This is a genomic window from Sphingobium sp. (assembly GCF_003248505.1).
GTDB lineage: Bacteria > Pseudomonadota > Alphaproteobacteria > Sphingomonadales > Sphingomonadaceae > Sphingobium.
Map to the genome: position 1 here is coordinate 16360 of NZ_QFOA01000011.1, position 25132 is coordinate 41491.

The window sequence follows — 25132 nt, forward strand, 5'->3', positions numbered from 1 at the left end:
AAGCGAATCGCCCGTCAGCGCGCCATGTGCATGAAATCGCGGTCGTAACTTCTGAGATGCGCGCCGCCATCGATATAGAGCGTCTGTCCGGTGGTCGCGGTCGCCTGAGTCAGGTACAGCACGGCCTGCGCGATCTGCTCCGCCTGCGGCAGGCGCTGGAGCGGCATCATCGCGGTCAGGCGCTCCATCTGCGCGCCGTCATAATCGGGCGTGGCGATGGTAAGGCCGGGCGCCACGGCGTTCACGCGAACGGCAGGAGCAAGGCTTTGCGCGCTGGTGCGGGTCAGGCCCGCGAGCGCGAGCTTGGACAAGGTATAGGCGAACTGGTCGCCATGGGGATGCTCGATGCGCTGGTCGAGGATGTTGACGATGCAGCGGTCGCCCACTCCTGCGGGCACCGTCGCGAAAGCCTTTGTCAGCATCGCGGGCGCGGCGCAATTGACGGCATAATGCCGCATCAGGTCGTCGGCGGTCACGCTGTCCAGCCGATCCTGGCCGAACATCGCCGCACTGTTGACGAGGATGTCGGGGGGGCGACCGAAGCGGGCGGCGACCATGCCGACCAGTTCCTCAGCCCCTTCAGGATCGGCGAAGTCGACGAGGAACCCCTCCCACTCGGTCGCTTCTTCCTCGAAGGTGAGCGCGAGATGGGAGTCGAGCCGCGTATCGTGGCTGCCATGGATGGCGAGGGAATGCCCCGCCCGCGCCAGCGCCGCCGCGATGATCCCGCCCAGCCGCCTATGTCCGCCAGTGACAAGCGCCAGGCGCTTTTGCGCCAGCGGCGCGCCGACAGGCTCTGCCGGACCGCCGACGCGGCCCAGCGGGCGGTAGGGAAGATCGTCCTCTCCGGTCATCCCGCGATGAGCTTCAGCACTTCCTCGCGCGACTTCTCGTCGTCGCGGAAGACGCCCAACATCCGGCTGGTCTTCATGATGACATTAGGCGTCCGCACGCCGCGCCCGGTCATGCAACCGTGCGTCGCCTCGATCACCACGGCGACACCCTGGGGCTTCAAATGTTCCCATATGCAGTTGGCGACTTCGGCGGTCAGGCGTTCCTGCACCTGAAGCCGATGGGCATAGGCGTGAAGCACGCGCGCTAGCTTCGATATGCCAACCACATATTCGCCGGGCAGATAGGCGATGTGCGCCTTCCCCGTGATGGGTGCCATATGATGTTCGCAGTGCGACTGGAATGGAATGTCCTTCAACAGGACGATGTCGTCATAGCCGCCGACTTCATGAAAGACGCGCGAAAGGTGATAGGCCGGATCGTCGCCATATCCCCGGCAATATTCCCGCCAGGCGCGCGCGACCCGCTCGGGCGTTTCGATCAGCCCTTCCCGTTCGGGCGCATCGCCCGCCCACCGGATCAACGTGCGGATCGCATCGCTGACCTCGGCCGGAACCGGCTCCTTGCCCCTACCCACCGTCTCTGTATCGGCATCGCACGCCATAGCCGCCGTTTCCTTTCGCTTATGTGCAGCGCATATGGCGTCCGCCTACGGAGAAGGCCACCCCCTTATCGGGCTGCTGGACACAGGCGTATCGGGGTGGCAGATCGGCGATTCGTAAAACACGGACTCCATGACTTATCACCGGAATCTTCATGCGCACTGAGCGGATCGCCGCTGTCCTGCTGGCAGCGGGTACGTCATCCCGCTTTGGCGCGGAAGACAAGCTGATGGCGCCGTTGCGGGGCAAGCCTCTGGTCGCCCATGCGCTGGAAACCGTCGCTTCGATGGCATTTCGGGAATTGATCGCGGTGGTGCGACCGCAGGCGGTGGCGCCTGTCATCCACCGGAAGCTGGAACGGCGGGGCTATACGCTGATCGTCAACGACCGGCCCGAAGACGGCATTTCCGGCAGCATCGTGCGAGCCATCGAGCATGTGATGAACAAGCCGCGGGTGCGCGGCGTGCTCATCTGCCTGGCCGACATGCCCGACATTCCGCAGACGCACTACAACCGCATTTGCATGGCAGCCGAGGACATCCGCTCCGTCGTCGCGAGCACGGACGGCTTTTCCCCTTCCCCGCCCGCCTTCATCGGGCGCAAGCATTTCCCCGAACTGCTGGCTTTGAAGGGCGATCAGGGCGCTCGGGCGTTGCTGAGCCACGGCATCCAGATCGAAACGTCGGGCGCGGTGCTGCACGATGTCGATACGCCCGAAAATCTGCTGGCCGGGCGGCGAGCGACGCCGGTCTGATCACATCTCCGGCACGCCGTGGCCGATCTCCCGCGCGTCGGGCGTCCGGCTGATCGGCAGCGAACCGGTCTGACGTTCGATCCGGCGGTGCACAACCGGCGGATCGGGACGATCGTGCAGCGCCTGGATCGCTTCGCTGTTGGCGACATCGGCGACGGTCCGACGCTGGTTGTGCCGCACATAGTCGAGCCAGGTGGAAACATGATAGCGCTCGACCCAGAGATCGGGTTCGCCAAGGTCGCGCAGCAGTTGCCAGCCATGGGCGCCGTCGCGCCTGCGGATGCGGCGACGCTCGCTCATCGCGGTCAGGAACGGGACGACCGACCCGGCAGGGATGCGATATTCGATCGTCACCACGATCGGGCCGCTGCGCGGTTCGACCGGAACAGCCGTATCCGGCTCCCTCCAATCGCCGCGCGGGTCGAGATTGTCGTCGCCGATCTGCGGCAAGGGCTTGGCAAGGCCGAGCACGGCAGCGACGAACTGCGCCGCGGCAGCGGCATAAAGGCCCATGACGACGCCCTGATGTTCGGCGACCCACCCGAACAGCCATGCCCCTGCCGCCATGCCGCCGAAGGCCACCATCTGGTACAATGCGACGGCGCGGGCGACGACCCAGCGCGGGGCCGACATCTGGACCGACACGTTGAAGGTCGACAGCGCGAGCACCCATCCTGCGCCCGCGATCATATAGCCGGGAGCCGCAATCGCCATCCAGCTGCTGCTGCCGGTGATCGCCGTGCCCGCTGCCATGGCGAGCGCGGCGGATCGCACGATGGTCTCGTTGCTGACACGGGTGCGCAGGCGGCGGCTGGCGAGCGCGCCTGCCACAGCGCCGACGCCGAACGCGCCGCTGGTGATGCCGAAGGTCAGCGCGCCGCCGCCCAGCAGATCGCGGGCGACCAGCGGCATCAGAGCCGACACCGCGCTTGCGCCAAGCCCGAAGGCGCCTGCGCGCATCAGGATACGCTTGATGTTGGGAGATGCGGCCACATAGCCGACGCCCGCCACCATCGCGACGCCCAGCCGCTCGCGCGGCAGCAATTGGGGGGGCCGATTGGGCCGCCAGCGGGCCAGGACGATGAGCAGCCCTATATAGCTGACGGCGTTGGCCAGAAACGCCGTCGCCGCCCCCGCCGCCGCGACGATGATGCCGCCGATGGCCGGGCCGAGGCTGCGCGCGAGGTTGAACCCCATGGAATTCATCGCAACCGCGCTCGGCAGTAGGGCACGAGGCACCATGTCGCCCACCGACGCCTGCCATGCCGGGCCGTTCACCGCCGTCGCGCAACCGATGAGGAACGTGAAGCCAAGCAGCAGCCACGGCGTCATGAGCCCCGCCCAGGCAGTCGCGGCGAGCGCGGCGGAGGTCGCCAGCATCGCGCACTGACATACGATCATCACACGGCGGCGGTCGAGATTGTCGGCGACGGCCCCCGCCCAGAGCGACAGGAGCATGATCGGCAGCGTCGTCGCGGCGGGCACCAGCGCGATCAGCATCGGCGACGCGGACAGCGAAGTCATCATCCACGCCGCGCCCACCGACTGGATCAGACCGCCGAAGTTCGAGGCGAGGCTGGCGATCCAGATGGAGCGGAATGTCGGGACGGAAAAGGGCGACTGCGGCGTTTGCGAATGGGCTTGGGTCACGGCGTCCATCCGCTGGATATAGGTCGAGCGACGCGGCTGGCAACGATCCGGTCACCGAAAGATGCGCATCGTATCGGCCAGAGGAATCGGTGGGTTGCGTCGAGAATAAACGAGACACCGAAGTAGACAGCAGAAACGATGTTTGCACGGGCGGCCGGTCGGCTGACCCTACGGCCCGGCGGGTTAGCACTATACACTTGCACTTTACGTAAACGTAAATACATTCAATGCCACATCCCAGCCGCCGCGCGGCTCCACGGAGAGGGACGAGGGAAAGATATGGAAGCCTATATTTACGATGCCGTCAGGACGCCCCGCGGACGCGGCAAGGCGGACGGATCGCTGCACGAAATCACGCCGATCCAGCTTGCGACGCAGGTTCTGGAGGCGGTCCGCGACCGCAACGCCATCGACACGGCGGACGTGGACGATGTCATTCTGGGCTGCGTCAGCCCGGTCGGCGAACAAGGGGCCGACATCGCGCGCGCTGCCGCGCTCAACGCCGATTATGCCCAGACCGTGCCGGGGGTCCAGATCAACCGCTTCTGCGCGTCGGGGCTGGAAGCCGTCAACATGGCCGCGGCCAAGGTGTTTTCGGGCGAAGCGATGTTCGCCATCGGCGGCGGGGTGGAATCGATGAGCCGCGTGCCGATGGCGTCTGACGGCGGCGCATGGGCGATGGACCCGGCGGTCGCGTACAAGACCTATTTCGCGCCGCAAGGCATCGGCGCGGACGTGATCGCCACCAAGTTCGGCATCAGCCGCGACGACGCGGATGCCTATGCCGTGGAAAGCCAGAAGCGCGCCAAGAAGGCGTGGGACGAAGGCCGCTTCGCCAGATCCATCGTGCCCGTAAAGGACGTGATCGGCCGCGTCGTTCTCGACCATGACGAACATATGCGCCCCGACGCGACGATGCAGTCGCTGGGTGCCCTGAAACCGAGCTTTGCCGCGCTGGGCGAGGATATGCCGGGCTTCGACACGGTGGCGCTGCTGCGCTATCCCGAACTGGAGAAAGTCAACCATGTCCACCATGCGGGCAACAGCAGCGGCATCGTCGACGGTGCGGCGGCCGTCCTGGTCGGCACCGCGCAGATGGGCGAGAAATACGGGCTGAAGCCCCGCGCCCGCATCCGGGCGATGGCCTCCATCGGGTCCGAACCGCTTATCATGCTGACCGGGCCGGAATTCGTCGCGGGCAAGCTGCTGGCGCGTGCGGGCATGACGCAGGGCGACATCGACCTGTGGGAACTCAACGAAGCCTTTGCGTCGGTGGTTCTGCGGTACATGCAGGCGATGGACCTCGACCACAGCCAGATCAACGTCAACGGCGGCGCCATCGCGATGGGCCACCCGCTGGGCGCGACGGGCGCGATGGTGCTGGGCACCGCGCTCGACGAACTGGAACGGACGGGCAAGGGCACGGCGCTCGTCAACCTGTGCGTGGGCGCGGGCATGGGCACCGGCATCATCATCGAGCGCGTGTAAGCGGCGGACAAGGAGAGACAAGACATGGAAACCATCCGCTTCGATATCGACGCCGACGGCATCGCCACGCTGACCATCGACGTGCCGGGCCAGTCGATGAACGTCATCGGCCCCGACTTCCTTACGGACCTGGATGCGGCGATCACCCGCGTCGCGTCGGAAGACGGCATCAAGGGCGCGGTGATCGCGTCCGGCAAGGACAGTGGCTTCATGGCCGGCATGGACCTTAAATATTTCGGCTCCATGCTGGCGAGCGGGAATGGCGAGCGCCCTGCCCCCGCCGCCATCTTCGACAAGGTTTTCGTGCTCAACCGGATGTTCCGCCGTCTGGAAACCTGCGGCAAGCCGGTCGCCTGCGCCATCGAGGGCACGTGCGTGGGCGGCGGTTTCGAACTGGCGCTGGCATGCCATCGCCGGTTCGTGGGCGACAGCCCGAAGACGCAGCTTGGCCTGCCCGAAATCCTCATCGGCCTGTTCCCCGGCGGCGGCGGGTCGCAGCGCCTGCCGCGCATCATGGGGGTGCAGGCGTCGCTGATGTACATGCTTCAGGGCAAGCTGTTCCGCCCGGCGGAAGCGGCGATGCTGAAGGTCGTGGACGCGGTCGTGCCGCAGGGGACGGCAGCGGAAGCCGCTCGCGAATGGGTGAAGGCCAACCCATCGGCCAGCATTCAGCCCTGGGACGTCAAGGGCTACAAGGTTCCGGGCGGCGCGGGCGGTTTCAATCCGGCCTTCGTGCAGACGATGGCAGGTGCCCTGCCCATGACGTTGAAGCAGACGCAGCGGAACATGAATGCGCCCATCGCCCTGCTGTCGGCGGTGTATGAAGGCATCACCCTGCCGATGGATCGCGCAATCCAGATCGAAAGCAAATATTTTGCGAAGGTCGCCGCCGATCCGCAGGCGAGCAACATGATCCGCACGCTCTTCGTCAACAAGCAGGCCGCCGAACGCGGCGCGCGGCGTCCCGGTGACGAGGCGAAGGCCCCGACCGCCAGGCTTGCCATGCTGGGCGCGGGCATGATGGGCGCGGGCATCGCCACCGTCGCGGCGCAGGCGGGGATCGAGGTCATGCTGTTCGACCGCGACCGGGCCTATGCCGAAAAAGGCAAGGCGCATGTCGAGGAGGTGCTCAAAAAGCGCCTCGGCAAAGGGATGACGCCCGACAAGATGACGCAGACGCTGGCGCGGGTGACGCCGACCACCGACTATGCCGCTCTGGCGGGCGCGGACTTCGTGATCGAGGCAGTGTTCGAGGATGTCGGCATCAAGGCGGAAGTCACCGGGAAGGTTGAGGAAGTGCTGGGCGCCGACACGATCTTCGGGTCGAACACGTCGACGCTGCCGATCACGAAACTGGCGCAGGCGTGGAGCCGGCCCGAGAATTTCATCGGCATCCATTTCTTTTCGCCGGTCGAAAAAATGCCGCTGGTCGAAATCATCCTGGGTGAAAAGACCGGGCCTGCCGCCATCGCCAAGGCGCTCGATTTCGTAAGCCAGATCAAGAAGACGCCGATCGTCGTGCATGACAGCCGGGGCTTCTATACCTCGCGCAGCTTCGGCACTTATGTGCAGGAAGGCGCGGAGCTGGTCGGCGAAGGAGTGAACCCGGCGCTGATCGAGAATGCGGGCAGGCAGTTGGGGATGCCGACCGGCCCGCTGGCGGTCAGCGACGAAGTGTCGATCGAACTGGGAGTCAAGATCATGACGGCGGCCCGGAAGGAACTGGGCGATGCCTATGTCCCACAGGGGTCGGACGATATCATGGTGAAGATGGTCGAAGCGGGCCGTCTGGGACGCAAGAATAGCAAGGGGTGGTACGATTATCCCGAAGGCGACAAGAAGCATCTTGCCCCGGTGCTGGGCGAAATGTTCCCGCGCGCGCTGCATCAGCCCGATGTCGAGGCGGTGAAGGAACGGCTGCTTTATCGCCAGTTGATCGAATGTGCCCGCTGTTTCGAGGAAGGCGTGCTGGAAACGCCCGAGGACGGCGACATCGGCGCGATCTTCGGCTGGGGCTTTGCACCCTATACCGGCGGACCGTTCAGCCACATGGACACGGTCGGCATCGCCCATGTGGTCGAGACGCTGGACCGGCTGGCTGCCGAACATGGCACGCGCTTTGCCCCGACGCAGCAATTGCGCGACATGGCAGCGAGCGGCGCGACCTTCTATGGCGAGGCGAACGCCAAGGCCGCCTGAGCGCCCCTGTAAATCGTCGCAAGACTGGGCTAGGTCTCCCCGGCATCAGCTGGGGAGACCTATTCTTTATGAGCGACAAGCCCACGGTTCTGGTCACGGGCGGGGCCGGATATATCGGCAGCCATGCGGTGCTGGCACTGAAGGACGCCGGTTACGGCGTGGTGGTGATCGACAATCTGGTCACAGGGTTCGACTGGGCCGTCGCCGAAGGCGTGCCGCTGGTGCGTGGCGACATCGCCGACCAGCCGCTGGTCGAAGCGACGCTGCGCGAGCATGGCATCCGCGCGATCATGCATTTCGCAGGGTCCGTGGTGGTGCCGGAATCGGTCGAAAATCCGCTCAAATATTATCATAACAACAGCGCCAAGACCCGCGACCTGATCGAAAGCGCGGTGCGGGCGGGCGTGCCGCACTTCATCTTTTCCTCCACCGCCGCGACCTACGGCATTCCCGAGGAAAGCCCGGTCAGGGAAACGACGCCGCAACGGCCCATCAATCCTTATGGCATGTCGAAGCTGATGACCGAATATATGCTGCGCGACGTGGCGGCGGCGCACCCGATGAATTTCTGCGCGCTGCGATACTTCAATGTCGCGGGCGCCGATCCGCAGGGGCGGAGCGGACAATCGACGGCGGGCGCGACGCACCTGATCAAGGTCGCGGTCGAAGCGGCACTGGGCAAGCGCAGCCATGTGAGCGTGTTCGGCACCGATTTCGATACGCCCGACGGTACGGGCGTACGCGACTATATCCACGTCACCGACCTTGCCGCCGCGCATGTTCTGGCGCTTGAGGCGCTGATGGCGAACCCCGAGCGGAACCATATGCTCAATTGCGGCTATGGCCGGGGATTCTCCGTCCTCGAAGTGCTCGATGCGGTGGACCGGGTGACCAATATGAAGATCGAGCGCAAGCTGGAAGGGCGCCGCGCGGGCGATCCGGATTCGCTGATTTCCGACAATCGCGCGATCATGGCGGAGTTTCCCTGGCAGCCGCGCCATGCCGACCTGACACAGATCGTGACGCACGCGCTGACCTGGGAACGCAAGCTCAGCGAACGGCAGGCGCGATGAGCGAGGGCAGCGTCCGCGCCTTCTTCGCCAGTCATGCGCCGGACGTGGCGATCATCGACCAGGGCGTCAGCACAGCGACCGTGGCGGAAGCCGCGCAGGCGCTGGGCGTCGAGCCTGCGCGCATCGCCAAGACGCTGTCGCTGCGGGTGGGTGAGCGGGTGGTGCTGCTCTGCACACGGGGCGATGCTCGATTGAGCAACGGGAAGGCGAAGGCGGCGCTGGGGGCCAAGCCCCGGATGCTGGGCGCGGAGGAGGTGGAGGCGATCACCGGGCATCCGGTCGGCGGGGTGTGCCCGTTCGGCCTCCCGTCTCCGCTCCCGGTCTACTGCGACATTTCGCTCAAGAATTTCGCCACCGTCTTTCCCGCCGCCGGATCGCGCACGGCGTCGGTCGAACTGACGCCAGACCGGCTCGCGGCCCTGACCGACGCGACCTGGGTGGACATCTGCACCCTTCCCGACGCCACGGAGTGACCATGCCGACCGATCATCTCTTCGCCACCGGTGCGCAGGCCGCCGCCGACCTGTCCACCCGCATCGCCCATATTCTCTCGGACGCCATCGCGGCGCGCGGCGTCGCCACCATCGCGGTGTCGGGCGGGCGATCCCCCCGCCCCGTGCTGGAAGCGCTGGCGAAAGAGCCGCTCGACTGGACCAAGCTGATCGTGACGCTGGTGGACGAGCGTTGGGTCGATGCGGCGAACGCAGACAGCAATGCGCGGCTGGTGCACGAAACCCTGTTGCAGGGACCGGCGGCGCAAGCGCGCTTCGTGCCGATGAAAACGCAGGCGGCGGATGCTTATGCTGGACAGGCGGACGTAGAGACAGCGTTCGCCGCCCTGCCCTGGCCGCTCGACATCGTGCTGCTGGGCATGGGGGACGACGGCCATACCGCGTCGCTGTTTCCGGAGGCGCGGGAACTGGGCGAAGGCCTTTCCACGACCGCGCGCACCATCGCGGTGACGCCGCCCGCAGCGCCGCATCAGCGCCTGTCGCTGACGGCGCGCGCGATCCTCGACAGCCGTCACATCTTCCTCCAGATCGCAGGCGCGGAAAAACGGGCCGTTTACGCGCGCGCGCTGAACGACGGACCGGTCGAGGACCTGCCGATCCGCCTCGCCCTGCATCAGGACGCGGTGCCGGTGGAGGTATGGATTGCGGAAGGCTGATCGCCGGGCGTTTCCCCGACGATCAGATAGCGCCAGACGCCGGTCGCATTGATGAAGAGCAGCGCGACATTCTGCCAGCCGATCCCTTCGCTATCGTCGCCAACGAAGCCCCAGGCCATCAGCGCCAGCGACGAGGTGACGAACAGCACGAAGGCCCAGCCCGTGACGCGCCGCCCTAGATTGAGCGAAACGAGGAGCGCCGCCAGCGTCGCAGCGCCCGCGCCGTAATATTGGAGGGCGGTGAGCAGGGAAGGATGCATAACCCTTCCTGAACCCGGCATGCCGCCTGTAGTTGCGACCGCGATAACATGCGTTTAGGCAACCGGCATGATTGCACAGATCGACCCGTTCCACGCCATCGCCATCAGCCGGGAGGCGCATCAACTGGAAGCGCAGGGTCGATCCATCCTGCACATGGAATTCGGACAGCCTTCGACCGGCGCGCCTGCCAATGCCATCGCGGTCGCGCATTCGGTGCTGGATACCGACCCAATGGGCTATTGGGAGAGCCAGCCGCTCAAGGAACGGATCGCGGCCCTCTATGCGCAGCGGCATGGCGTGGCGGTCGATGCCGAGCAGGTGCTGCTGACCTGCGGTGCGTCGCCGGGCCTGGTGCTGGCGCTGACCAGCCTGTTCGCGCCGGGCGCGCGGGTGGCGACGGCACGACCGGGCTACGTTGCCTACCGCAACACCTTGAAGGCGCTTTATCTGGAGCCGGTCGAGGTCGCCTGCGGCCCTGCCGAACGCTACCAGATCGGTGCCGAGGCGATCGCCCGGATCGATCCCGCGCCCGTCGGCCTCATCCTCGCCAGTCCGGCCAACCCGACCGGCACGATCATCCCCCCCGGGGAATTGCGCGCCATCGCGGATATCTGTGCCGAGCGCGGTATGGCCATCGTGTCGGACGAAATCTATCATGGCCTGAGCTTCGGCGAAGCGGCGCATTCGATGCTGGAGTTCGATCCCGGTGCCGTGATCGTCAACAGCTTCTCCAAATATTTCAGCATGGCCGGTTGGCGGCTGGGCTGGGTCGTCGTCCCACCGCATCTGGTCGACGCGGCGCGGGCGCGGATGGGGAACCTGTTCCTGACGCCGCCGGTGCTGGCGCAGCGCGCGGGGCTGGCGGCGTTCGACGGAATCGCGGAACTGGAAGAACATGTGGGCACATACCGCCGCAACCGCGCATTGCTGCTCGACGCGCTCCCCGCCATGGGGCTCGCCCGGATCGCACCGCCGGACGGGGCCTTCTACATCTATGCCGATATCAGCCATCTGACGAACGACAGCCTGGGCTTTTGCCAGTTGCTGTTGCGCGAAACGGGGGTGGCGACCGCGCCGGGGATCGATTTCGATCCGGTGGACGGCCATCGCTTCATCCGCTTCAGCTTCGCGGTGTCGAGCGACCGGGTGGAAGACGCCATCGCGCGGATGGTGCCGTGGTTCCAGCGACAGGGCTCCGGGCAGCGGCCACCAGAGGGCGCATAACGCCGACGAAAAGGATGGTGCGGGTGGTCGGAATCGAACCGACACTCCTTGCGGAACCGGATTTTGAGTCCGGCGCGTCTACCAGTTTCACCACACCCGCGTGGCCGGTGTGCGCAAATGGCAAAATCGAAGGCCTGCGTCCAGTCGAAAATCGGACAAGGCGTTCAGTTGCATAGAATCGTGCCGATGATGCGGCCCTCAGCCGTCCTGCTTCTGCCCCGGATAAGGGTTGGAGCGGAGAGCCGTCGCGAGGTGCGTAGCGTTGCCAGCCACCATCCTGGCGGTTTGCAACACCTTGTGGGGCGTCTTTTCCAGATCCTTGAAGTCGGTCGATCCCATCGCCTCCCCAACCCAGTAGCAGGCGGCGACGGCGGGAATCGTCCAGCCGACATCGTTCAGTGACTGGAATATCTGCGCGGAGGCGGCATGGGCCCCGTCCTCGTTGCCGACGATCGCAGCGACCGCGACCTTCGAATAGCTCGGCATTCGCCCCTTGTCGTCGGTTTCCGAGATAAAGGCGTCCATGCGTTCCAGCACGCGCTTGGCGACGCTACCCGCCTGCCCCATCCAGATCGGCGTGCCCAAAATCAAGATGTCCGCCGAAAGTATCTTTTTCCGGATCGCGGGCCAGTCGTCGCCATCGCCCTCATCCGAACTGACGCCCGGCAGCACATTGTGCGCGGCGATACGAACCGTGTCGGCAACGGCGACGTCCAACGCCTCGAACTCCCTTGCGAGCACGGCGATCATCGCGTCGGTCGAGCTTGCCTCACCGTCGCCGCGCTTCAGGGTACAGTTCAGGGGCTGGACGGTCAGCATGCGACTCTCCTTCGTTTCGGTCCGGCAATGTCGTTAATGGTCGTGCAGACGAAGGCTGTAGCGCGCGAAAACCGCCTAAGTTCCCGCATTTCCGGAAGGACGCGAGCCTGCTTGCGTAACGATCCTGTGCCGTTATAAGGCAGGTTCGTGCAGACATCGTTATGACCCAAAACGGAGAAGGACCTTCCTTTGACCGATCCGTCTGCCACGTTCCTGCTTTTCGGTGCCACCGGCGATCTAGCCCGGCGCATGATCTTCCCTTCGCTCTACAATCTTCTGTCGGATGGCTTGTTGCCCGACGATTTCCGGATCGTGGCCTCCGGCCGGTCTGAGAAGGATGACGCCGGTTTCCGTGCGGAGGTCGATGCCGCGCTCAAGGAATTCCTGCCCGCGGACCGCTACGATGCGGACCGTGCGGCAAGCTTCACCGCGATGATCCAGTATCAGCCGGTGGAAGCGGGCAACAAGGCGCAGTTTCAGGCGCTTGCCGAGCGCATCGACGGGCGGGCAGAGCGTGGCCTGTCGGTCTATCTGTCGACGCCGCCTTCGCTCTTCGCCCCTACAGCGCAAGGACTGGCCGACGCGGGGCTCATCACGCCGAGCACCCGCATCGCGATGGAAAAGCCGATCGGCAAGGATCTGGCTTCGTCGAAGGAGGTCAATGACGGCATCGGCGCCCTGTTCGCCGAGGAGCAGATTTTCCGGGTCGATCATTATCTGGGCAAGGAAACGGTTCAGAACCTGCTTGCCCTGCGCTTCGGCAACGTGATGTTCGAACCCCTGTGGAACGCGACCGCCATCGACCATGTGCAGATCACGGTGGGCGAAACGGTAGGGCTGGAAGGGCGCGTTTCCTATTATGACGGCGTGGGCGCGCTGCGCGACATGGTGCAGAACCATATGCTCCAGATCCTGTCGATCATCGCCATGGAACCGCCCGCGCGCATGGACCCGACCGCCGTGCGCGACGAAAAGGTGAAGGCGCTGCGGTCGCTACGGCCCATGACGGACGAGACGGTCAAGACCCATAGCGTGCGCGGACAATATAACCCGGGCGCCGTGAAGGGGCAGATCGTCACCGGATACGCCGACGAACTGGGCAAACCGTCCGATACCGAAACGTTCGTCGCGCTCAAGGCGTTCATCGACAACTGGCGGTGGCAGGGCGTGCCCTTCTACCTGCGCACGGGCAAGCGGATGCCCGACCGGCAGTCGGAGATCGTCATCCAGTTCAAGCCCGTGCGCCACAGCATTTTCGGGCGCGACGGGCACGGATCGGGGCTGGAGCCCAACACGCTGGTCATCCGGTTGCAGCCGGAGGAATATATCCGGCTCCAGATCATGACGAAGCGTCCGGGCCTCGAACGGCAGGTGCGGCTGGAGGAAGTGACGCTGGACGTATCCCTTACCGCAGCATTTGCCGGACAGCGCCGCCGTATCGCCTATGAACGGCTGATCCTCGATCTGCTGGCGGGCGACCAGACGCTGTTCGTGCGCCGTGACGAGGTGGAGGCGCAATGGACCTGGATCGACAGCATCATCGACGGGTGGAAGGACGCCAATGTAAAGCCGTCGCCCTATTCTTCGGGGAACTGGGGACCGTCTTCGGCCATTGCGCTGATCGAACGTGACGGAGCAAGCTGGCATGACTGATCTTCACCCCACCATCGCAAAGGTAACGGACCGCATCGTTGCGCGCAGCCGCGCGCGGCGGCGGCAATATCTGGACCTGATCGAACGGGGCCGGGACGCGGGCACCAACCGGGACAATCTGTCGTGCGGCAACCTTGCCCACGGTTTTGCCGCCAGCGGCGAGGACAAGCCCGTCATCCGCACCGGCCAGGCGATGAACATCGGCATCGTCACCGCCTATAACGACATGCTTTCGGCGCATCAGCCCTATGGCCGCTACCCTGAGCAGATCAAGATCGCCGCCCGCGAAGTCGGCGCGACGGCACAGGTCGCAGGCGGCGTGCCCGCGATGTGCGACGGCGTGACGCAGGGGCAGTCGGGCATGGACCTGTCGCTGTTCAGCCGCGACACCATCGCGCTGGGAACGGCGGTGGCGCTGAGCCATGCGATGTTCGAGGGCGCGTTGCTGCTGGGCATATGCGACAAGATCGTGCCGGGCCTGCTGATCGGCGCGCTGCGCTTCGGGCATCTGCCGACGATCCTGATCCCCGCCGGGCCCATGCCGTCGGGCCTTGCCAACAAGGAAAAGGTCCGCATCCGCCAGCTTTATGCGGAGGGGAAGGTTGGGCGCGACGAGTTGCTGGAATCCGAAAGCGCATCCTATCACGGCGCGGGAACCTGCACCTTCTACGGCACGGCCAATTCCAACCAGATGATGATGGAGATGATGGGCTTGCATATGCCCGCCGCCTCCTTCGTCAATCCGGGGACGAAGCTGCGGAGCGAACTCACCCGCGCCGCCGTGCATCGGGTGGCAAGCATCGGATGGGACGGCGACGATTATCGCCCGCTCGGTCACTGCGTCGATGAAAAGGCGATCGTCAACGCGATGATCGGCCTGATGGCGACGGGCGGTTCGACGAACCATGCCATTCACCTGCCCGCCATCGCGCGGGCGGCGGGGATCAGCATCGACTGGACCGACTTTGCCGAGATTTCGGACGTCGTCCCCCTGCTTGCGCGGGTGTATCCTAACGGATCGGGCGACGTGAACCATTTCCACGCGGCGGGCGGCATCAGCTTCGTCATCCGCGAATTGCTCGACGCAGGTCTGCTCCACCGCGATATCCTGACCGTGGCACGGCGAGACCTGACCGATTACGGCAAGGAACCGGTGCTGGAGGACGAGGCGCTGACGTGGAAGGACGTGCCGGCTTCGCGCGACGAAGCCATGGTGCGGCCCGTGTCCAACCCTTTCCAGGCCGACGGTGGCATGAAGCTGCTTCAGGGCAATCTCGGTCGCTGCGTCATGAAGGTGAGCGCGGTGGACAAGGAACGCTGGATGATCGAAGCTCCCGCCGCCGTCTTCCACGACCAGGACGATGTGCTGCGCGCGTTCAAGGCGGGGGAACTGGAACGCGATGTCATCGTGGTCGTCCGGTTCCAGGGACCGCGCGCCAACGGGATGCCCGAACTGCACAAGCTGACGCCCGCGCTGGGCGTGCTTCAGGATCGCGGCTTCAAGGTCGCACTGTTGACCGACGGGCGCATGTCGGGCGCGAGCGGCAAGGTGCCTGCCGCCATCCACCTGTCGCCCGAGGCGCTGGGCGGCGGTCCCATCGGCAAGCTGCGCGACGGAGACCGGGTGCGGGTGTGCGCGCAGGAAGGCGTGGTCGAAGCTCTGGTCGAGCCGTCGGAGTGGGATGCGCGTGACGAGCCTGCGGCCCCGCCCCCGCCCTACGACACGGGACGCGAGCTTTTCGCGCTGTTTCGCCATCACAGCGACCTTGCCGAACAGGGCGCGTCCGCCATGCTCGCCGCGATGGAAAGCGAGCTTTAAGGCCCGCAGCCGCGCGACGCGCACGCCATCGGGACGAGAGTTTCGCAGTCCCGAATGGGACGGAACGACGATAAGAATGAACAGGATGCCGACATGACTGACATCGTTGCCGCCGATATCGGCGGGACCAACGCCCGGTTCGCCCGCGCTTCATTGGACGAGAACGGCGTCCCCACGCTCGGGACGGTGCGCAAATACAAGGTCGCGGATTATCAGAGCCTTTCCGCCTGCTGGGCCGCCTTCGCGCAGGACGAGGCGAAGGACGGCGCAGGCGCGTTGCCGGATGCAGCGTCCATTGCCTTCGCGACGGCCATCGGGCGGGAAGTGATCAAGCTGACGAACAGCAGTTGGGTGATCCGCGCCGATACGCTCGCCGCCGACCTTGGCGTACGGACCGTTCGGCTGGTCAACGATTTCGAAGCGGTGGCCCACGCCGTATCGCGCCTGCCCAAGGAAAATCTGCCGCTGCTCTTCGGCGAAGATCGCCCCTTCCCACGCGACGGTGGCGTTACGGTCATGGGGCCGGGCACGGGGCTTGGCGTTGCGATGATCGCTTTCGACGATGGCGATCCGCATGTGATCGCGACGGAGGGCGGGCATCTCGACTTCGCGCCGCTCGATCATACGGAGGAGCGCATTCTTTCCTATCTGCGCGACAAGTTCCTGCGCGTATCGACCGAACGGATCGTGTCGGGGCCGGGGCTCAATTATATCTATAAGGCGATGGCGACCATCGGGCACGAGCGCGTCGTTTTGATGGAAGATCCCGAATTGTGGCAGGCGGCACTCGACGGCAGCGACGATTTCGCCCGCCGGGCGCTGGACCGATTTTGCCTGTGCTATGGATCAGTCGCGGGCGATCTGGCGCTGGCGCACGGCCCGCACGCCGTGGTGCTGGCGGGCGGATTGACGCAACGGATGCGGGATTTCCTGCAGGACAGCGGATTTCATTCCCGGTTCAAAGCCAAGGGCCGGTTCGAAAGCCTGATGGCCGGCATCCCCATCCGATGCGCCATCCATGAAGAAATCGGCCTGTTCGGGGCCGCAGCAGCGTTTCGGGAGAATAAAGCATGAGCCTTACGGTCGAGCAGGTGATGGAACTGGCTCCGGTGATCCCGGTGCTGGTGGTCGATCGCGTGGAGGACGCGCTTCCCATCGCGCGGGCGCTGGTGGCAGGCGGGCTTCCCGCTCTGGAAGTGACGTTGCGCACCCCCGCCGCCCTGGATGTGATCCGCGAAATGGCGACCGTAGAAGGCGCGGTGGTGGGGGCCGGAACGGTGCTCAATCCGCAGCAGCTCGACGCCGCGATGGAGGCAGGAGCGCGCTTCATCGTCAGCCCCGGCCTAACCGAACCGCTCGGAAAGGCGGCGATTGGCGCAGGCGTCCCGTTCCTGCCAGGAACCGCGACCGCCGCGGACATCATGCGCGGCATGGACATGGGCCTGTCCCATTTCAAATTCTTTCCGGCCGAAACATCGGGCGGTCTGCCTGCGCTCAAGGCACTGGCCGCACCGCTGCACACCGCCCGCTTCTGCCCAACCGGCGGCATCACGGCACAAAGCGCGCCAGAATGGCTGGCACAGCCCTTCATCAAATGCGTGGGCGGCAGTTGGGTCGTGCCCAAGGGGCCTGTCGATCCTGCCAGGATCGAAGCGCTGGCGCGCGAGGCGGCCGCCCTACCGCGCTGATCCGGTTGCGCACCGCGCCGCCGCGCCCTAGATGACAGGCATGAATCCGCGCCGCATCCTGACCGCCATCGCCCTTTTCCTGTCGGGATGCGCGGGCGCGCCGCAATCCTATCCGTCGCTGGCGAAGCGCGCGGTCGAAAGCGCGCCGGTGGCTGAAGTTGCACCGCCGCCCGCGCCAGCCCCCGCCGACGCGTCGCTCACGACTCAGATCGCCCGCTACACAGCGCAGGCGGACAAAGGCGCGGCGACGTTCGAGACGGCATATGCAAAGGCGGACCGGGCGGTGACCGCAGCACGCAGCGCCGGGGTTTCGAGCGACGCATGGGTGGCGGCGCAAGTGTCGATCAGCACGCTGGAGGCGGCGCGCAACGACAGCGTGTCGGCGCTTGCCAGTCTCGATACGCTGTATGTCCAGACCAGCAACGCGGTCGCGGACGGGAAGGCGAAGGGCGGTATCGCCGAAGTCGACGCCGCCCGCGCCGCCGCGCTGGCGCAGGTCGACCGGCAGAACGACCGCATCGATGCGTTGAAGTCCCGCCTGCCCCAGCCCTGACGCCGGTCATTCGACCGCGCGGACTGCGCCCTTGTGCGCCTTGGCGTTGTGGACATAGTGATCCACGCCCTCACGCATGTCGATGATCGCAGCGTCGGACAGGTCGCGCATATATTTGGCCGGACGCCCGGCCCAAAGCTGACGATGCGATACCGTTTTTCCGGATGTCAGCATCGCACCTGCGGCCAGCATCGCGTCGCTTTCCACCGTGCAGCCGCTCATGACGATCGCGCCCAGCCCGACGAAGGCACGGTCGTGCAGCACGCAACCGTGGATCATCGCCATGTGGCCGATCAGCACGTCTTCGCCGATGACGGTCGGCCACCCTTCCAGCGGTCGCCCGTCATCGCGCTCGCCTGCGCTGTCGCAATGGATGACGGTGCCGTCCTGCACGTTCGTGCGCGCGCCGATGCGGATGCGATTCACGTCCGCGCGGATCACGCAATTATACCAGATGCTCGCGTCCTCGCCGATTTCGACGTCGCCCACGATGCGGCACCCCGGCGCCACGAAGGCGGTGGGATGGATCACCGGTGTCTTGCCGCCGAACGGAATGATGCTGACATCGGGATGCACGGTGGACATGAAACGGCCTTCCTGGGGTTCTGGTGCCGGGCGCGTTCAGGGTGCCGGCGTGATTATATGTTCACCGCGTCAGGCCAGCCTGCGTCGGATCGCGGCGAAACACCGTCGCGTTTTCCACGCCCTCATGCGCCGAGCAGCCGCGCCGCATGCAATGCATGATAGGTCAGCACGCCCGAACAACCCGCGCGCTTGAACGCCATGAGCGTTTCGAGGATCAGGGCGTCGCGGTCCCCCGCCCCTGCCGCCGCGGCATGTTCGATCATCGCATATTCGCCCGACACCTGGTAGGCGAATACCGGCACGGAGAAGCGATCCCGCACCCGCGCCACGATGTCGAGATAGGGCAACCCCGGCTTCACCATCACGCTGTCCGCACCCTCGGCCAGGTCGAGCGCGACTTCACGCAGCGCTTCTTCTCCATTGGCGGGGTCCATCTGGTAATTCTTCTTGTCGCCCTTGAGCAACCCGCGCGATCCCACCGCATCGCGAAACGGCCCGTAGAAGGCGCTCGCATATTTGGCGGCGTAGGCCATGATCTGGACGTTGGCGTGCCCTTCTTCCTCCAGCGCCTCGCGGATCGCACCGACGCGCCCGTCCATCATGTCGCTGGGCGCGATGATGTCGGCGCCCGCCGCCGCCTGATTGAGCGACTGGGCGATCAGCACATCCACCGTCGCGTCGTTGACGACGTAACCGGCAGGATCGAGCAGGCCGTCCTGCCCGTGCACCGTATAGGGATCGAGCGCCACGTCGGTCAGGATGCCGATGTCGGGCACCGCATCCTTGATCGCCCGGATCGCCCGGCACATGAGGTTGTCGGGATTGAGCGCTTCGACGCCATCGTCGCTGCGCCGGTCGGCCTGCGTGTTGGGGAAGAGCGCAAGGCAGGGAATACCCGCGCCGCACGCTTCCTTCGCCCGGTCGACGATGCCGTCCACCGACCAGCGCGACACGCCGGGCAGCGCGCCGATCGGCTCCTCCACGCCTTCCCCCTCGGTGACGAACAGCGGCCAGATGAAGTCGGCAGGCGACAGGCGGTTTTCGGCGTGCATCGCCCGGCTCCAGGCCGAAGCGCGCGTGCGGCGCAAACGCAGCGCCGGATAGGAAGCATGGGTCATGACAAGGGGGTGTAGGCGTGGGCGCGCGGGGGATCAAGCGACGGGTGCGCAGAAGCCGGGAGGGAGAGGTATGCCCCGCCACCGCTTCCCACCGACCCGCCATTCCCTTAGTCATCGTCCATGCTCAGCATCCACCATGTCGCAATCATCTGTTCCGACTATGCGCGGTCGCGCGCGTTCTATCGGGACGTGCTGGGCTTTCGCGTGATCCGGGAGGTGTTTCGGGCGGAGCGGGAATCGTGGAAATGCGATCTCGATGCGGGTAACGCGCAGATCGAACTGTTTTCCTTTCCCGCGCCCCCGCCCCGGCCGAGCCGCCCCGAGGCACAGGGGTTAAGGCATCTGGCGTTCAACGTGGACGATCTGGACGCGCAGGTCGCACGACTGGCGGCGGCGGGCGTCGCGTGCGAGCCCATCCGCGTCGACGAATATACCGGGCAGCGCTTCACCTTCTTCGCCGACCCGGACGGGTTGCCGCTGGAGCTTTACGAACAGATCATTTCGCAAGGTGCTTGAAGGAGCGATCGGCGCTTCAATCCGGCCCTCTGTGTCATAGTTCTTCCCGCCCAAAGAACAAGAAGGCTTGGAACCGTTATGAAGATAGCGTATTAGCACGGCAACACAGTCAAAGGAGATTTCGATGCGTTACGCTGCCCTCTTTCCCGCCGTGACGATCGCCGCTCTAGCCATGGTCCCGGCGGCCTGCTCGCGCGAGAATGCGTCGGACAGGGAGCCGGGCCGGGATGCCACCGCACCCACCGACCCTGCCGCCTGGGCAGCGCTCAGCGGCTTTACCGGAATCGAAGTGACCGGCCCGGACAATGTCATCGTCACGCGCGGCGACTTTTCGGTCAAGGCGGAGGGCGACGCAAAGATACTCGACCGGCTGGACATCCGGGTGAAGGGCGACACGCTGGAAATCGGCCGCCGAAAACGGTTCGGCATAGCCTGGAGCGACGACCGGGGTGCGACGGTCCGCGTGTCCCTGCCCGCGATCCGCAATGTCGAGGCGACGGGGTCGGGCAATGTCGATGTCGACCGCGTCGATGGCGATGCGTTCGCCGCCGACCTCACAGGATCGGGCAACATCAAGGTGGCCGCGGCCAATCTGCGGTCGCTCAAGGCGGAGATTACAGGTTCGGGCAATCTTGACATGGCGGGAGCGACGGAGAACGTGGCCCTGTCCATCACCGGATCGGGCGATTTTTCCGGCAACGCGCTCAAGGCCGGGCGCGGCAAGGTGTCGATCCAGGGATCGGGCAATGCGGGCTTTGCGTCGGACGGCCCGGTTGATATCAATATCATGGGATCGGGCGACGTTACGGTAAAGGGCAAGGCGCAGTGCAAGCAAAGCATCATGGGATCGGGCGAGGCGCGCTGCGCGCCCTGATCGGCTGCGGCCTGCTGGCGGTCGCACCGGCGCAGGCGGCCACGCGGGGCTTTACCATCACAAGCTTCGACGCGATCCGCGTGGATGCGCCCGTTACCGTGGTATTGACCACCGGCGCGGGCGCATCGGCACGGGCGGAGGGTGACCAGAATGCGCTCGACCGGTTGAAGATCGACGTTTCGGGCCGCTTGCTGGTCTTGTCGATGGAGCGGCCCCGCGCCGGCGAGAAGAGCGGCGGCGCGGCGACCGTGCGGTTGTCGACCGGGGCATTGACGCGCGTCGTCCTGACCGGCGGAGGATCGGTCGCGGTCAATCGGATGAAGGGCCTGTCTGCGCAGATCGTGCTGGGCGGCAACGGCGATGTCAGCGTCGGCGATGTGCAACTCGACCGGCTCGACGTCGCGCTGGCGGGCGGCGGCAGGGTCTCGCTCGCGGGGAAAGCGGGCGTTGCCGCCATCCGCGTCACCGGCCCCGGATCGGTCGCCGCAGAACCCTTGCGCGTGCAGCAGGCCAGCATCGCGAACGAAGGGCCGGGCAGCATCGCACTGACGGCGGACGGCAGCGCCAAAATCGTGACCAGCGGGTCGGGCGACATCAGCGTGGCGGGGAAAGCCGCCTGCTCGGTCGAGAACAAGGGCACGGGCCGCCTGATGTGCGGCGGCGAAAGCTATTGAGGCTTATCGAAAACTTTACCGCGCTCGGCTAGCAGGAGGCGAACTCCGTTTCGAAGCTGGATAATCGCCGGATGCGCCTTGCCCCTGCCCTGCTCTTCCTAGCCGCGCTGTCGATACCCCGGCCTGCCATGGCGCAGGTGACGGCGGCGGCGGACAGCGGCGACACGGGATGGATGATCCTGTGCGCCCTGTTGCTGATGGTGGCGGCGCTGCCCGGATCGATGCTGCGCCACGCAGGATCGGTGAATGTGCGCAGCGCGCTGTCGGTGCTGGCGCAGGGCGGCGCCGTGATCGGATGCGTATCGCTGGCATGGGCGGCAGTCGGATACAGCCTGGCATATGCGCCGGGCAACGCGTGGCTGGGCGGCGGGTCGAACCTGTTGCTGGGCAATCTGGCGCAGCTTCGTGAAGGACTGACGGTGCCGGAATCGGCGTTCGTGCTGTTCCAGTTGGCACTGGCGCTGGTGGCGGCGAGCCTGCTGGTAGGCTCCGTCGCGGAGCGGACCGGGACCGGGTGGTGGATCGCCTTCGCCCCGCTTTGGCTGCTGCTGGTCTATGCGCCTCTCGCCCATGCGATATGGGGCGGTGGATGGCTCGCGGCGATGGGCGTCATGGACTATGCGGGCGGGCTGGTGGTGCATGGCGTGGCGGGATTTTCCGCACTCGCACTCGCGCTGATCGTCGGGCCGCGTCGCGAACGGACGGGCGACGGTCATGCGCCGGTGCTCACCCTTGCCGGCGGGGCGCTGCTGTGGATCGGGCTGATGGGTGCGGCGGGCGGATGGGCGCTGGGCGCAACGGACGACGCGGCGAGCGCCATTCTCAACCATCACCTTGCCGCTTGTGCAGGCGCGCTCGGCTGGGCGGCGGCGGATCGGTTGCTGGCCGGGCGGGCAAATGCGACCGGCATTCTGTCGGGTGCCCTCTCAGGGATGGCGGCGATTGCCGCGTCGGCGGGGCTGGTCGGGACCGGAGGCGCTATGCTGATCGGGCTGACGGCGGCCCTGTTGTGCCGTATCGCCGCCCCGCCGATCGCGCGCCGGGTCGACGACGCCGCGCAAATCTTTGCCATTCACGGTTTGGGCGGCGCGATTGGTGCCGTCGCCCTCCCCTTTTGCGTCCTGCCGCTGCTGGGCGGAGTCGGCTTCGACAGCGGGATTACCCTCGATAGCGCATTGACCGCGCAGGCAATCGGCCTGATCGCGGTTGCGCTATGGGCAATGGTGGGGAGCGCCGTCGCGGCGCTGATGGTATCCCTCGTCATTCCGATGCGCGTCAGCGCCCAGGCGGAAGCCGAAGGGCTGGACCGGGCGCAGCATGGGCAGCAGGGCTGGGACTTCCGCTAAAAGCCATGACCGTCGCAGTCGCCATCTTCGCCCATCAGGAGGAAAGGCGGATCGCGGCCTGCCTTGCTTCGCTGCCGCTCGACCGGGCGGACACGCTGTTCCATGTCCTCGTCAACGGGACGACCGACGCGACGGCGCGGATCGCGCGCGAAGCGGCGGGCGGGCGGCGCAACGTCATCGTCCATGACATCGCGCAGGGCGGCAAGGCGCGGACCTGGAACCATATGGTCCACTACCTCCTGACTGGCGAAGAGGAAGCGGTGATATTCATGGATGGCGACGCGCAGATCGTGGCCGGATCCATCGATGCGCTCGTTACGGATCTGGCCGCCCGTCCGGACGCTCATGCGGCCGCCGGGCTACCCATGAACGGGCGGATGGCGGCGACCTATCAGGCCGGGTTGCGGGCCGAGGGCGGAATGTTCGGCGATCTTTACGCGCTGTCCGGCGACTTCGTGCGCGCGATCCGAACGCGAGGTCTGCAATTGCCTGAAGACCTGATCGGCGACGACGGCATGGTGGCGGCCTGGGCGCATACGGGGCTGCGGGATGACAGCCACTGGGTGCATGGCCACGTCGTCGTATGCGAGGGCGCGGGATTCCTGTGCGAGCAGGTCAGCATCGCGCGACCGTCGACATGGGCGATGCAATATAAGCGGATGGTTAATTACTCGGTGCGCTTCTTTCAAAACCGCATTCTGTCCGACATCATGGCGCGCGAGGGGCCGAATGGCCTCCCCGCACGCCTGTCGAGCTTGTATGGCGAGTGGCTCCCGCGCTTTCGCCCGCGCGGCGGCCTGACCGGATGGTTCGACCGCCGCGCGCTCAGGAAGATGCGCAGGGCCGCTTAACGGTCGCGGCCTGCCAGTTCCTTGTTGACGTAGAGCGCGACCATCGTCGCGACCGCGCCGGACAACAGATAGGCCCCCGACGCCGCCAGTCCGAACCGCACCGAAAGCGCCAGCGCGACGAGTGGGGCGAAGCCTGCGCCCACCAGCCATGCCAGGTCGGACGTCAGCGCCGAACTGGTGTAACGCGCCTCGGTCGAGAAATTCGATGCGACGACGCCAGACGACTGGCCGAAGGACAGCCCCAACAGCATGAAGCCCAGGATCATGAACGCCACTTCGCCGAGGTCGCCGCCATTGAGCAGCAGCGGTGCCATCAGGGCGAAGACCGCGATACCGCCCGCCGACCAGCCAAGCAGCGAGCGGCGACCGATTTGGTCGGCGATAAAGCCCGACACGACGATGGCGAGCAGGCCCACCGAAGCGCCAATCATCTCGATGATGAGGAAGCGTTCGATCGGCTGATCGGTGTAGAGGGCAACCCAGCTCAAGGGGAACACCGTCACCATGTGGAACAGCGCGAAGCTCGCCAGCGGCGCGAAGGCACCGATGATGATGTTGCGCCCTTCTTTCTTGACGGTCGGGAGAACCGGCGAGGGAACGAGATCGCGTTGTTCGAAGAGGCGCGCAAATTCATGGGTGACGACGATGCGCAGGCGGGCGAACAGCGCAACCACGTTGATCGCAAACGCCACGAAGAAGGGATAACGCCAGCCCCAGTCGAGGAAATCCTGGCTAGACATGTTGACGAGGAAGAAAGCGAAAAGCCCGCTTGCCACCAGCAACGCGAGCGGTGCGCCCAGTTGCGGCACCATCGCATACCATCCGCGCTGCTGTTGCGGCGCGTTCAGCGACAGGAGCGAGGCAAGACCGTCCCACGTGCCGCCCAGCGCAATCCCCTGCAACGCGCGCAACGCGACGAGCACCACCGCAGCATAGTGGCCGATCGTCTCGTAACCGGGTAGAAAGGCGATGGCGACGGTCGATGTGCCGAGCAGGAACAAGGCCCCCGTCAATTTCGTACCTCGCCCGTAGCGGCGGTCGATGGTCATGAAGATGAGAGAGCCGATAGGCCGCGCTATGAAGGCAACCGAAAAGATCGCGAAGGAATAGAGCGTGCCCGTCAGCGCATCGACATAAGGGAACACCAGATTCGGAAAGACGATGACCGACGCGATGGCGTAAACGAAGAAATCGAAAAATTCGGAGGTGCGACCGATGATCACGCCAATCGAAATATCCCCCGGCGCGACGCCATGGTCACGCGCGTTGATCTTGCGCGCGTCATCCTCAAGGGGGGTGGAAGTGAAGGCGATGGCCCCTGAATTCATGAACGTCCGCTCCTTGGCTGGGCCACCGGGGCGGGGT

At 65.7% G+C, this 25132-nt stretch carries 25 protein-coding genes and 1 tRNA gene; 17 read left to right on the forward strand and 9 right to left on the reverse strand.

The annotated features are described in order from the left end of the window. Nucleotides 1-14: 14 nt before the first annotated feature. Nucleotides 15-854: an SDR family oxidoreductase gene (locus DI606_RS06575; protein ID WP_293980764.1), complete on the reverse strand. Its 840-nt coding sequence runs from the start codon at nucleotides 852-854 to the stop codon at nucleotides 15-17. Continuing rightward, on the reverse strand, nucleotides 851-1456 hold the full coding sequence (gene folE / locus DI606_RS06580; protein ID WP_293980766.1) for a GTP cyclohydrolase I FolE: 606 nt from the start codon (nucleotides 1454-1456) through the stop codon (nucleotides 851-853). The genes DI606_RS06575 and folE overlap by 4 nt, the downstream gene beginning before the upstream one ends. 152 nt (nucleotides 1457-1608) lie before the next feature. Between folE and DI606_RS06585 the strand changes: the two genes are divergently transcribed. Then, a complete protein-coding gene (locus tag DI606_RS06585) occupies nucleotides 1609-2208 on the forward strand; it encodes a nucleotidyltransferase family protein (protein WP_293980767.1) in 600 nt (199 codons plus the stop codon). On the opposite strand, the gene DI606_RS06590 is transcribed toward DI606_RS06585, so the two are convergent. Next, on the reverse strand, nucleotides 2209-3858 hold the full coding sequence (locus DI606_RS06590) for an MFS transporter (RefSeq protein ID WP_293980769.1): 1650 nt from the start codon (nucleotides 3856-3858) through the stop codon (nucleotides 2209-2211). A gap of 279 nt (nucleotides 3859-4137) precedes the next feature. Between DI606_RS06590 and DI606_RS06595 the strand changes: the two genes are divergently transcribed. The 5 genes from DI606_RS06595 to pgl all read left to right on the forward strand — a co-directional run bounded on the left by DI606_RS06595 (nucleotide 4138) and on the right by pgl (nucleotide 9786). Beyond that, nucleotides 4138-5346, forward strand: a complete 1209-nt coding sequence (locus DI606_RS06595) for an acetyl-CoA C-acetyltransferase (protein WP_293980771.1) — start codon at nucleotides 4138-4140, stop codon at nucleotides 5344-5346. A gap of 24 nt (nucleotides 5347-5370) precedes the next feature. Further along, nucleotides 5371-7545 carry a 3-hydroxyacyl-CoA dehydrogenase NAD-binding domain-containing protein gene (locus DI606_RS06600; protein WP_293980773.1) on the forward strand — a complete coding sequence of 725 codons (2175 nt, stop codon included), beginning with the start codon at nucleotides 5371-5373 and terminating at the stop codon, nucleotides 7543-7545. Between the two features lie 68 nt (nucleotides 7546-7613). Continuing rightward, nucleotides 7614-8618, forward strand: coding sequence for a UDP-glucose 4-epimerase GalE (gene galE / locus DI606_RS06605; protein ID WP_293980775.1), 1005 nt, complete (start codon nucleotides 7614-7616; stop codon nucleotides 8616-8618). After that, nucleotides 8615-9091, forward strand: a complete 477-nt coding sequence (locus DI606_RS06610; protein ID WP_293980776.1) for a YbaK/EbsC family protein — start codon at nucleotides 8615-8617, stop codon at nucleotides 9089-9091. Before galE ends, DI606_RS06610 begins: the two co-directional genes overlap by 4 nt. A gap of 2 nt (nucleotides 9092-9093) precedes the next feature. Next, nucleotides 9094-9786 carry a 6-phosphogluconolactonase gene (gene pgl, locus DI606_RS06615; protein ID WP_293980777.1) on the forward strand — a complete coding sequence of 231 codons (693 nt, stop codon included), beginning with the start codon at nucleotides 9094-9096 and terminating at the stop codon, nucleotides 9784-9786. Here the strand turns inward: pgl and DI606_RS06620 are convergent. Next, on the reverse strand, nucleotides 9744-10046 hold the full coding sequence (locus tag DI606_RS06620) for a hypothetical protein (RefSeq protein ID WP_293980779.1): 303 nt from the start codon (nucleotides 10044-10046) through the stop codon (nucleotides 9744-9746). The genes pgl and DI606_RS06620 overlap by 43 nt on opposite strands. Before the next feature lie 67 nt (nucleotides 10047-10113). Here DI606_RS06620 and DI606_RS06625 point away from each other — a divergent pair, with 67 nt between their 5' ends. Then, nucleotides 10114-11271 (forward strand): aminotransferase class I/II-fold pyridoxal phosphate-dependent enzyme, encoded by a 1158-nt coding sequence (locus tag DI606_RS06625; protein ID WP_293980781.1) that lies wholly within the window; start codon nucleotides 10114-10116, stop codon nucleotides 11269-11271. Between the two features lie 15 nt (nucleotides 11272-11286). Here the strand turns inward: DI606_RS06625 and DI606_RS06630 are convergent. Next, a tRNA-Leu gene (locus DI606_RS06630) sits at nucleotides 11287-11371 on the reverse strand. A gap of 98 nt (nucleotides 11372-11469) precedes the next feature. Next, entirely contained in the window at nucleotides 11470-12090 is a 621-nt protein-coding gene (locus DI606_RS06635; protein WP_293980783.1) for a flavodoxin family protein, read from the reverse strand. Between the two features lie 189 nt (nucleotides 12091-12279). Here DI606_RS06635 and zwf point away from each other — a divergent pair, with 189 nt between their 5' ends. The 5 genes from zwf to DI606_RS06660 all read left to right on the forward strand — a co-directional run bounded on the left by zwf (nucleotide 12280) and on the right by DI606_RS06660 (nucleotide 17803). Next, entirely contained in the window at nucleotides 12280-13743 is a 1464-nt protein-coding gene (zwf, locus tag DI606_RS06640; protein WP_293980784.1) for a glucose-6-phosphate dehydrogenase, read from the forward strand. Next, entirely contained in the window at nucleotides 13736-15562 is a 1827-nt protein-coding gene (gene edd / locus DI606_RS06645) for a phosphogluconate dehydratase (RefSeq protein WP_293980785.1), read from the forward strand. The genes zwf and edd overlap by 8 nt, the downstream gene beginning before the upstream one ends. Before the next feature lie 93 nt (nucleotides 15563-15655). Continuing rightward, a complete protein-coding gene (gene glk / locus DI606_RS06650; protein WP_293980787.1) occupies nucleotides 15656-16636 on the forward strand; it encodes a glucokinase in 981 nt (326 codons plus the stop codon). Then, nucleotides 16633-17250, forward strand: coding sequence for a bifunctional 4-hydroxy-2-oxoglutarate aldolase/2-dehydro-3-deoxy-phosphogluconate aldolase (gene eda / locus DI606_RS06655; RefSeq protein WP_293980788.1), 618 nt, complete (start codon nucleotides 16633-16635; stop codon nucleotides 17248-17250). Before glk ends, eda begins: the two co-directional genes overlap by 4 nt. Before the next feature lie 40 nt (nucleotides 17251-17290). Continuing rightward, nucleotides 17291-17803: a hypothetical protein gene (locus DI606_RS06660; RefSeq protein ID WP_293980789.1), complete on the forward strand. Its 513-nt coding sequence runs from the start codon at nucleotides 17291-17293 to the stop codon at nucleotides 17801-17803. A 6-nt stretch (nucleotides 17804-17809) separates the two neighbouring features. Here DI606_RS06660 and DI606_RS06665 read toward each other — a convergent pair whose 3' ends face one another. Then, nucleotides 17810-18388 (reverse strand): gamma carbonic anhydrase family protein, encoded by a 579-nt coding sequence (locus tag DI606_RS06665; RefSeq protein ID WP_293980791.1) that lies wholly within the window; start codon nucleotides 18386-18388, stop codon nucleotides 17810-17812. Between the two features lie 122 nt (nucleotides 18389-18510). Next, nucleotides 18511-19506 (reverse strand): porphobilinogen synthase, encoded by a 996-nt coding sequence (gene hemB / locus DI606_RS06670; RefSeq protein WP_293980793.1) that lies wholly within the window; start codon nucleotides 19504-19506, stop codon nucleotides 18511-18513. 120 nt (nucleotides 19507-19626) lie between these two features. On the opposite strand from hemB, the gene DI606_RS06675 reads away from it, so the two are divergent. The 5 genes from DI606_RS06675 to DI606_RS06695 all read left to right on the forward strand — a co-directional run bounded on the left by DI606_RS06675 (nucleotide 19627) and on the right by DI606_RS06695 (nucleotide 23767). Next, nucleotides 19627-20022, forward strand: a complete 396-nt coding sequence (locus DI606_RS06675; protein ID WP_293980795.1) for a VOC family protein — start codon at nucleotides 19627-19629, stop codon at nucleotides 20020-20022. A gap of 124 nt (nucleotides 20023-20146) precedes the next feature. Then, nucleotides 20147-20896, forward strand: a complete 750-nt coding sequence (locus tag DI606_RS06680; RefSeq protein WP_293980797.1) for a head GIN domain-containing protein — start codon at nucleotides 20147-20149, stop codon at nucleotides 20894-20896. Beyond that, nucleotides 20848-21570: a head GIN domain-containing protein gene (locus DI606_RS06685; RefSeq protein ID WP_293980799.1), complete on the forward strand. Its 723-nt coding sequence runs from the start codon at nucleotides 20848-20850 to the stop codon at nucleotides 21568-21570. The genes DI606_RS06680 and DI606_RS06685 overlap by 49 nt, the downstream gene beginning before the upstream one ends. Nucleotides 21571-21641: 71 nt before the next feature. After that, a complete protein-coding gene (locus DI606_RS06690) occupies nucleotides 21642-22916 on the forward strand; it encodes an ammonium transporter (protein ID WP_293980801.1) in 1275 nt (424 codons plus the stop codon). Between the two features lie 5 nt (nucleotides 22917-22921). Beyond that, the gene (locus DI606_RS06695) at nucleotides 22922-23767 is read left to right on the forward strand and encodes a glycosyltransferase (RefSeq protein ID WP_293980803.1); all 846 of its coding nucleotides are present in this window, start codon (nucleotides 22922-22924) and stop codon (nucleotides 23765-23767) included. Here DI606_RS06695 and DI606_RS06700 read toward each other — a convergent pair. Continuing rightward, nucleotides 23764-25095 carry an MFS transporter gene (locus tag DI606_RS06700; protein WP_293980805.1) on the reverse strand — a complete coding sequence of 444 codons (1332 nt, stop codon included), beginning with the start codon at nucleotides 25093-25095 and terminating at the stop codon, nucleotides 23764-23766. The genes DI606_RS06695 and DI606_RS06700 overlap by 4 nt on opposite strands. Between the last annotated feature and the right edge of the window lie 37 nt (nucleotides 25096-25132).

Excerpts from the sequence above, each read along its gene's own strand:
- folE (WP_293980766.1), bottom strand. The coding sequence starts at position 1,456 with ATGGCGTGCGATGCCGATACAGAGACGGTGGGTAGGGGCAAGGAGCCG.
- DI606_RS06585 (WP_293980767.1), top strand. The coding sequence starts at position 1,609 with ATGCGCACTGAGCGGATCGCCGCTGTCCTGCTGGCAGCGGGTACGTCA.
- galE (WP_293980775.1), top strand. The coding sequence starts at position 7,614 with ATGAGCGACAAGCCCACGGTTCTGGTCACGGGCGGGGCCGGATATATC.
- DI606_RS06660 (WP_293980789.1), top strand. The coding sequence starts at position 17,291 with ATGAATCCGCGCCGCATCCTGACCGCCATCGCCCTTTTCCTGTCGGGA.
- DI606_RS06575 (WP_293980764.1), bottom strand. The coding sequence starts at position 854 with ATGACCGGAGAGGACGATCTTCCCTACCGCCCGCTGGGCCGCGTCGGC.
- DI606_RS06675 (WP_293980795.1), top strand. The coding sequence starts at position 19,627 with ATGCTCAGCATCCACCATGTCGCAATCATCTGTTCCGACTATGCGCGG.
- edd (WP_293980785.1), top strand. The coding sequence starts at position 13,736 with ATGACTGATCTTCACCCCACCATCGCAAAGGTAACGGACCGCATCGTT.
- glk (WP_293980787.1), top strand. The coding sequence starts at position 15,656 with ATGACTGACATCGTTGCCGCCGATATCGGCGGGACCAACGCCCGGTTC.
- DI606_RS06700 (WP_293980805.1), bottom strand. The coding sequence starts at position 25,095 with ATGAATTCAGGGGCCATCGCCTTCACTTCCACCCCCCTTGAGGATGAC.
- DI606_RS06625 (WP_293980781.1), top strand. The coding sequence starts at position 10,114 with ATGATTGCACAGATCGACCCGTTCCACGCCATCGCCATCAGCCGGGAG.
- DI606_RS06665 (WP_293980791.1), bottom strand. The coding sequence starts at position 18,388 with ATGTCCACCGTGCATCCCGATGTCAGCATCATTCCGTTCGGCGGCAAG.
- DI606_RS06595 (WP_293980771.1), top strand. The coding sequence starts at position 4,138 with ATGGAAGCCTATATTTACGATGCCGTCAGGACGCCCCGCGGACGCGGC.
- DI606_RS06620 (WP_293980779.1), bottom strand. The coding sequence starts at position 10,046 with ATGCATCCTTCCCTGCTCACCGCCCTCCAATATTACGGCGCGGGCGCT.
- eda (WP_293980788.1), top strand. The coding sequence starts at position 16,633 with ATGAGCCTTACGGTCGAGCAGGTGATGGAACTGGCTCCGGTGATCCCG.
- pgl (WP_293980777.1), top strand. The coding sequence starts at position 9,094 with ATGCCGACCGATCATCTCTTCGCCACCGGTGCGCAGGCCGCCGCCGAC.
- DI606_RS06680 (WP_293980797.1), top strand. The coding sequence starts at position 20,147 with ATGCGTTACGCTGCCCTCTTTCCCGCCGTGACGATCGCCGCTCTAGCC.
- DI606_RS06695 (WP_293980803.1), top strand. The coding sequence starts at position 22,922 with ATGACCGTCGCAGTCGCCATCTTCGCCCATCAGGAGGAAAGGCGGATC.
- DI606_RS06635 (WP_293980783.1), bottom strand. The coding sequence starts at position 12,090 with ATGCTGACCGTCCAGCCCCTGAACTGTACCCTGAAGCGCGGCGACGGT.
- DI606_RS06600 (WP_293980773.1), top strand. The coding sequence starts at position 5,371 with ATGGAAACCATCCGCTTCGATATCGACGCCGACGGCATCGCCACGCTG.
- DI606_RS06610 (WP_293980776.1), top strand. The coding sequence starts at position 8,615 with ATGAGCGAGGGCAGCGTCCGCGCCTTCTTCGCCAGTCATGCGCCGGAC.
- hemB (WP_293980793.1), bottom strand. The coding sequence starts at position 19,506 with ATGACCCATGCTTCCTATCCGGCGCTGCGTTTGCGCCGCACGCGCGCT.
- DI606_RS06690 (WP_293980801.1), top strand. The coding sequence starts at position 21,642 with ATGCGCCTTGCCCCTGCCCTGCTCTTCCTAGCCGCGCTGTCGATACCC.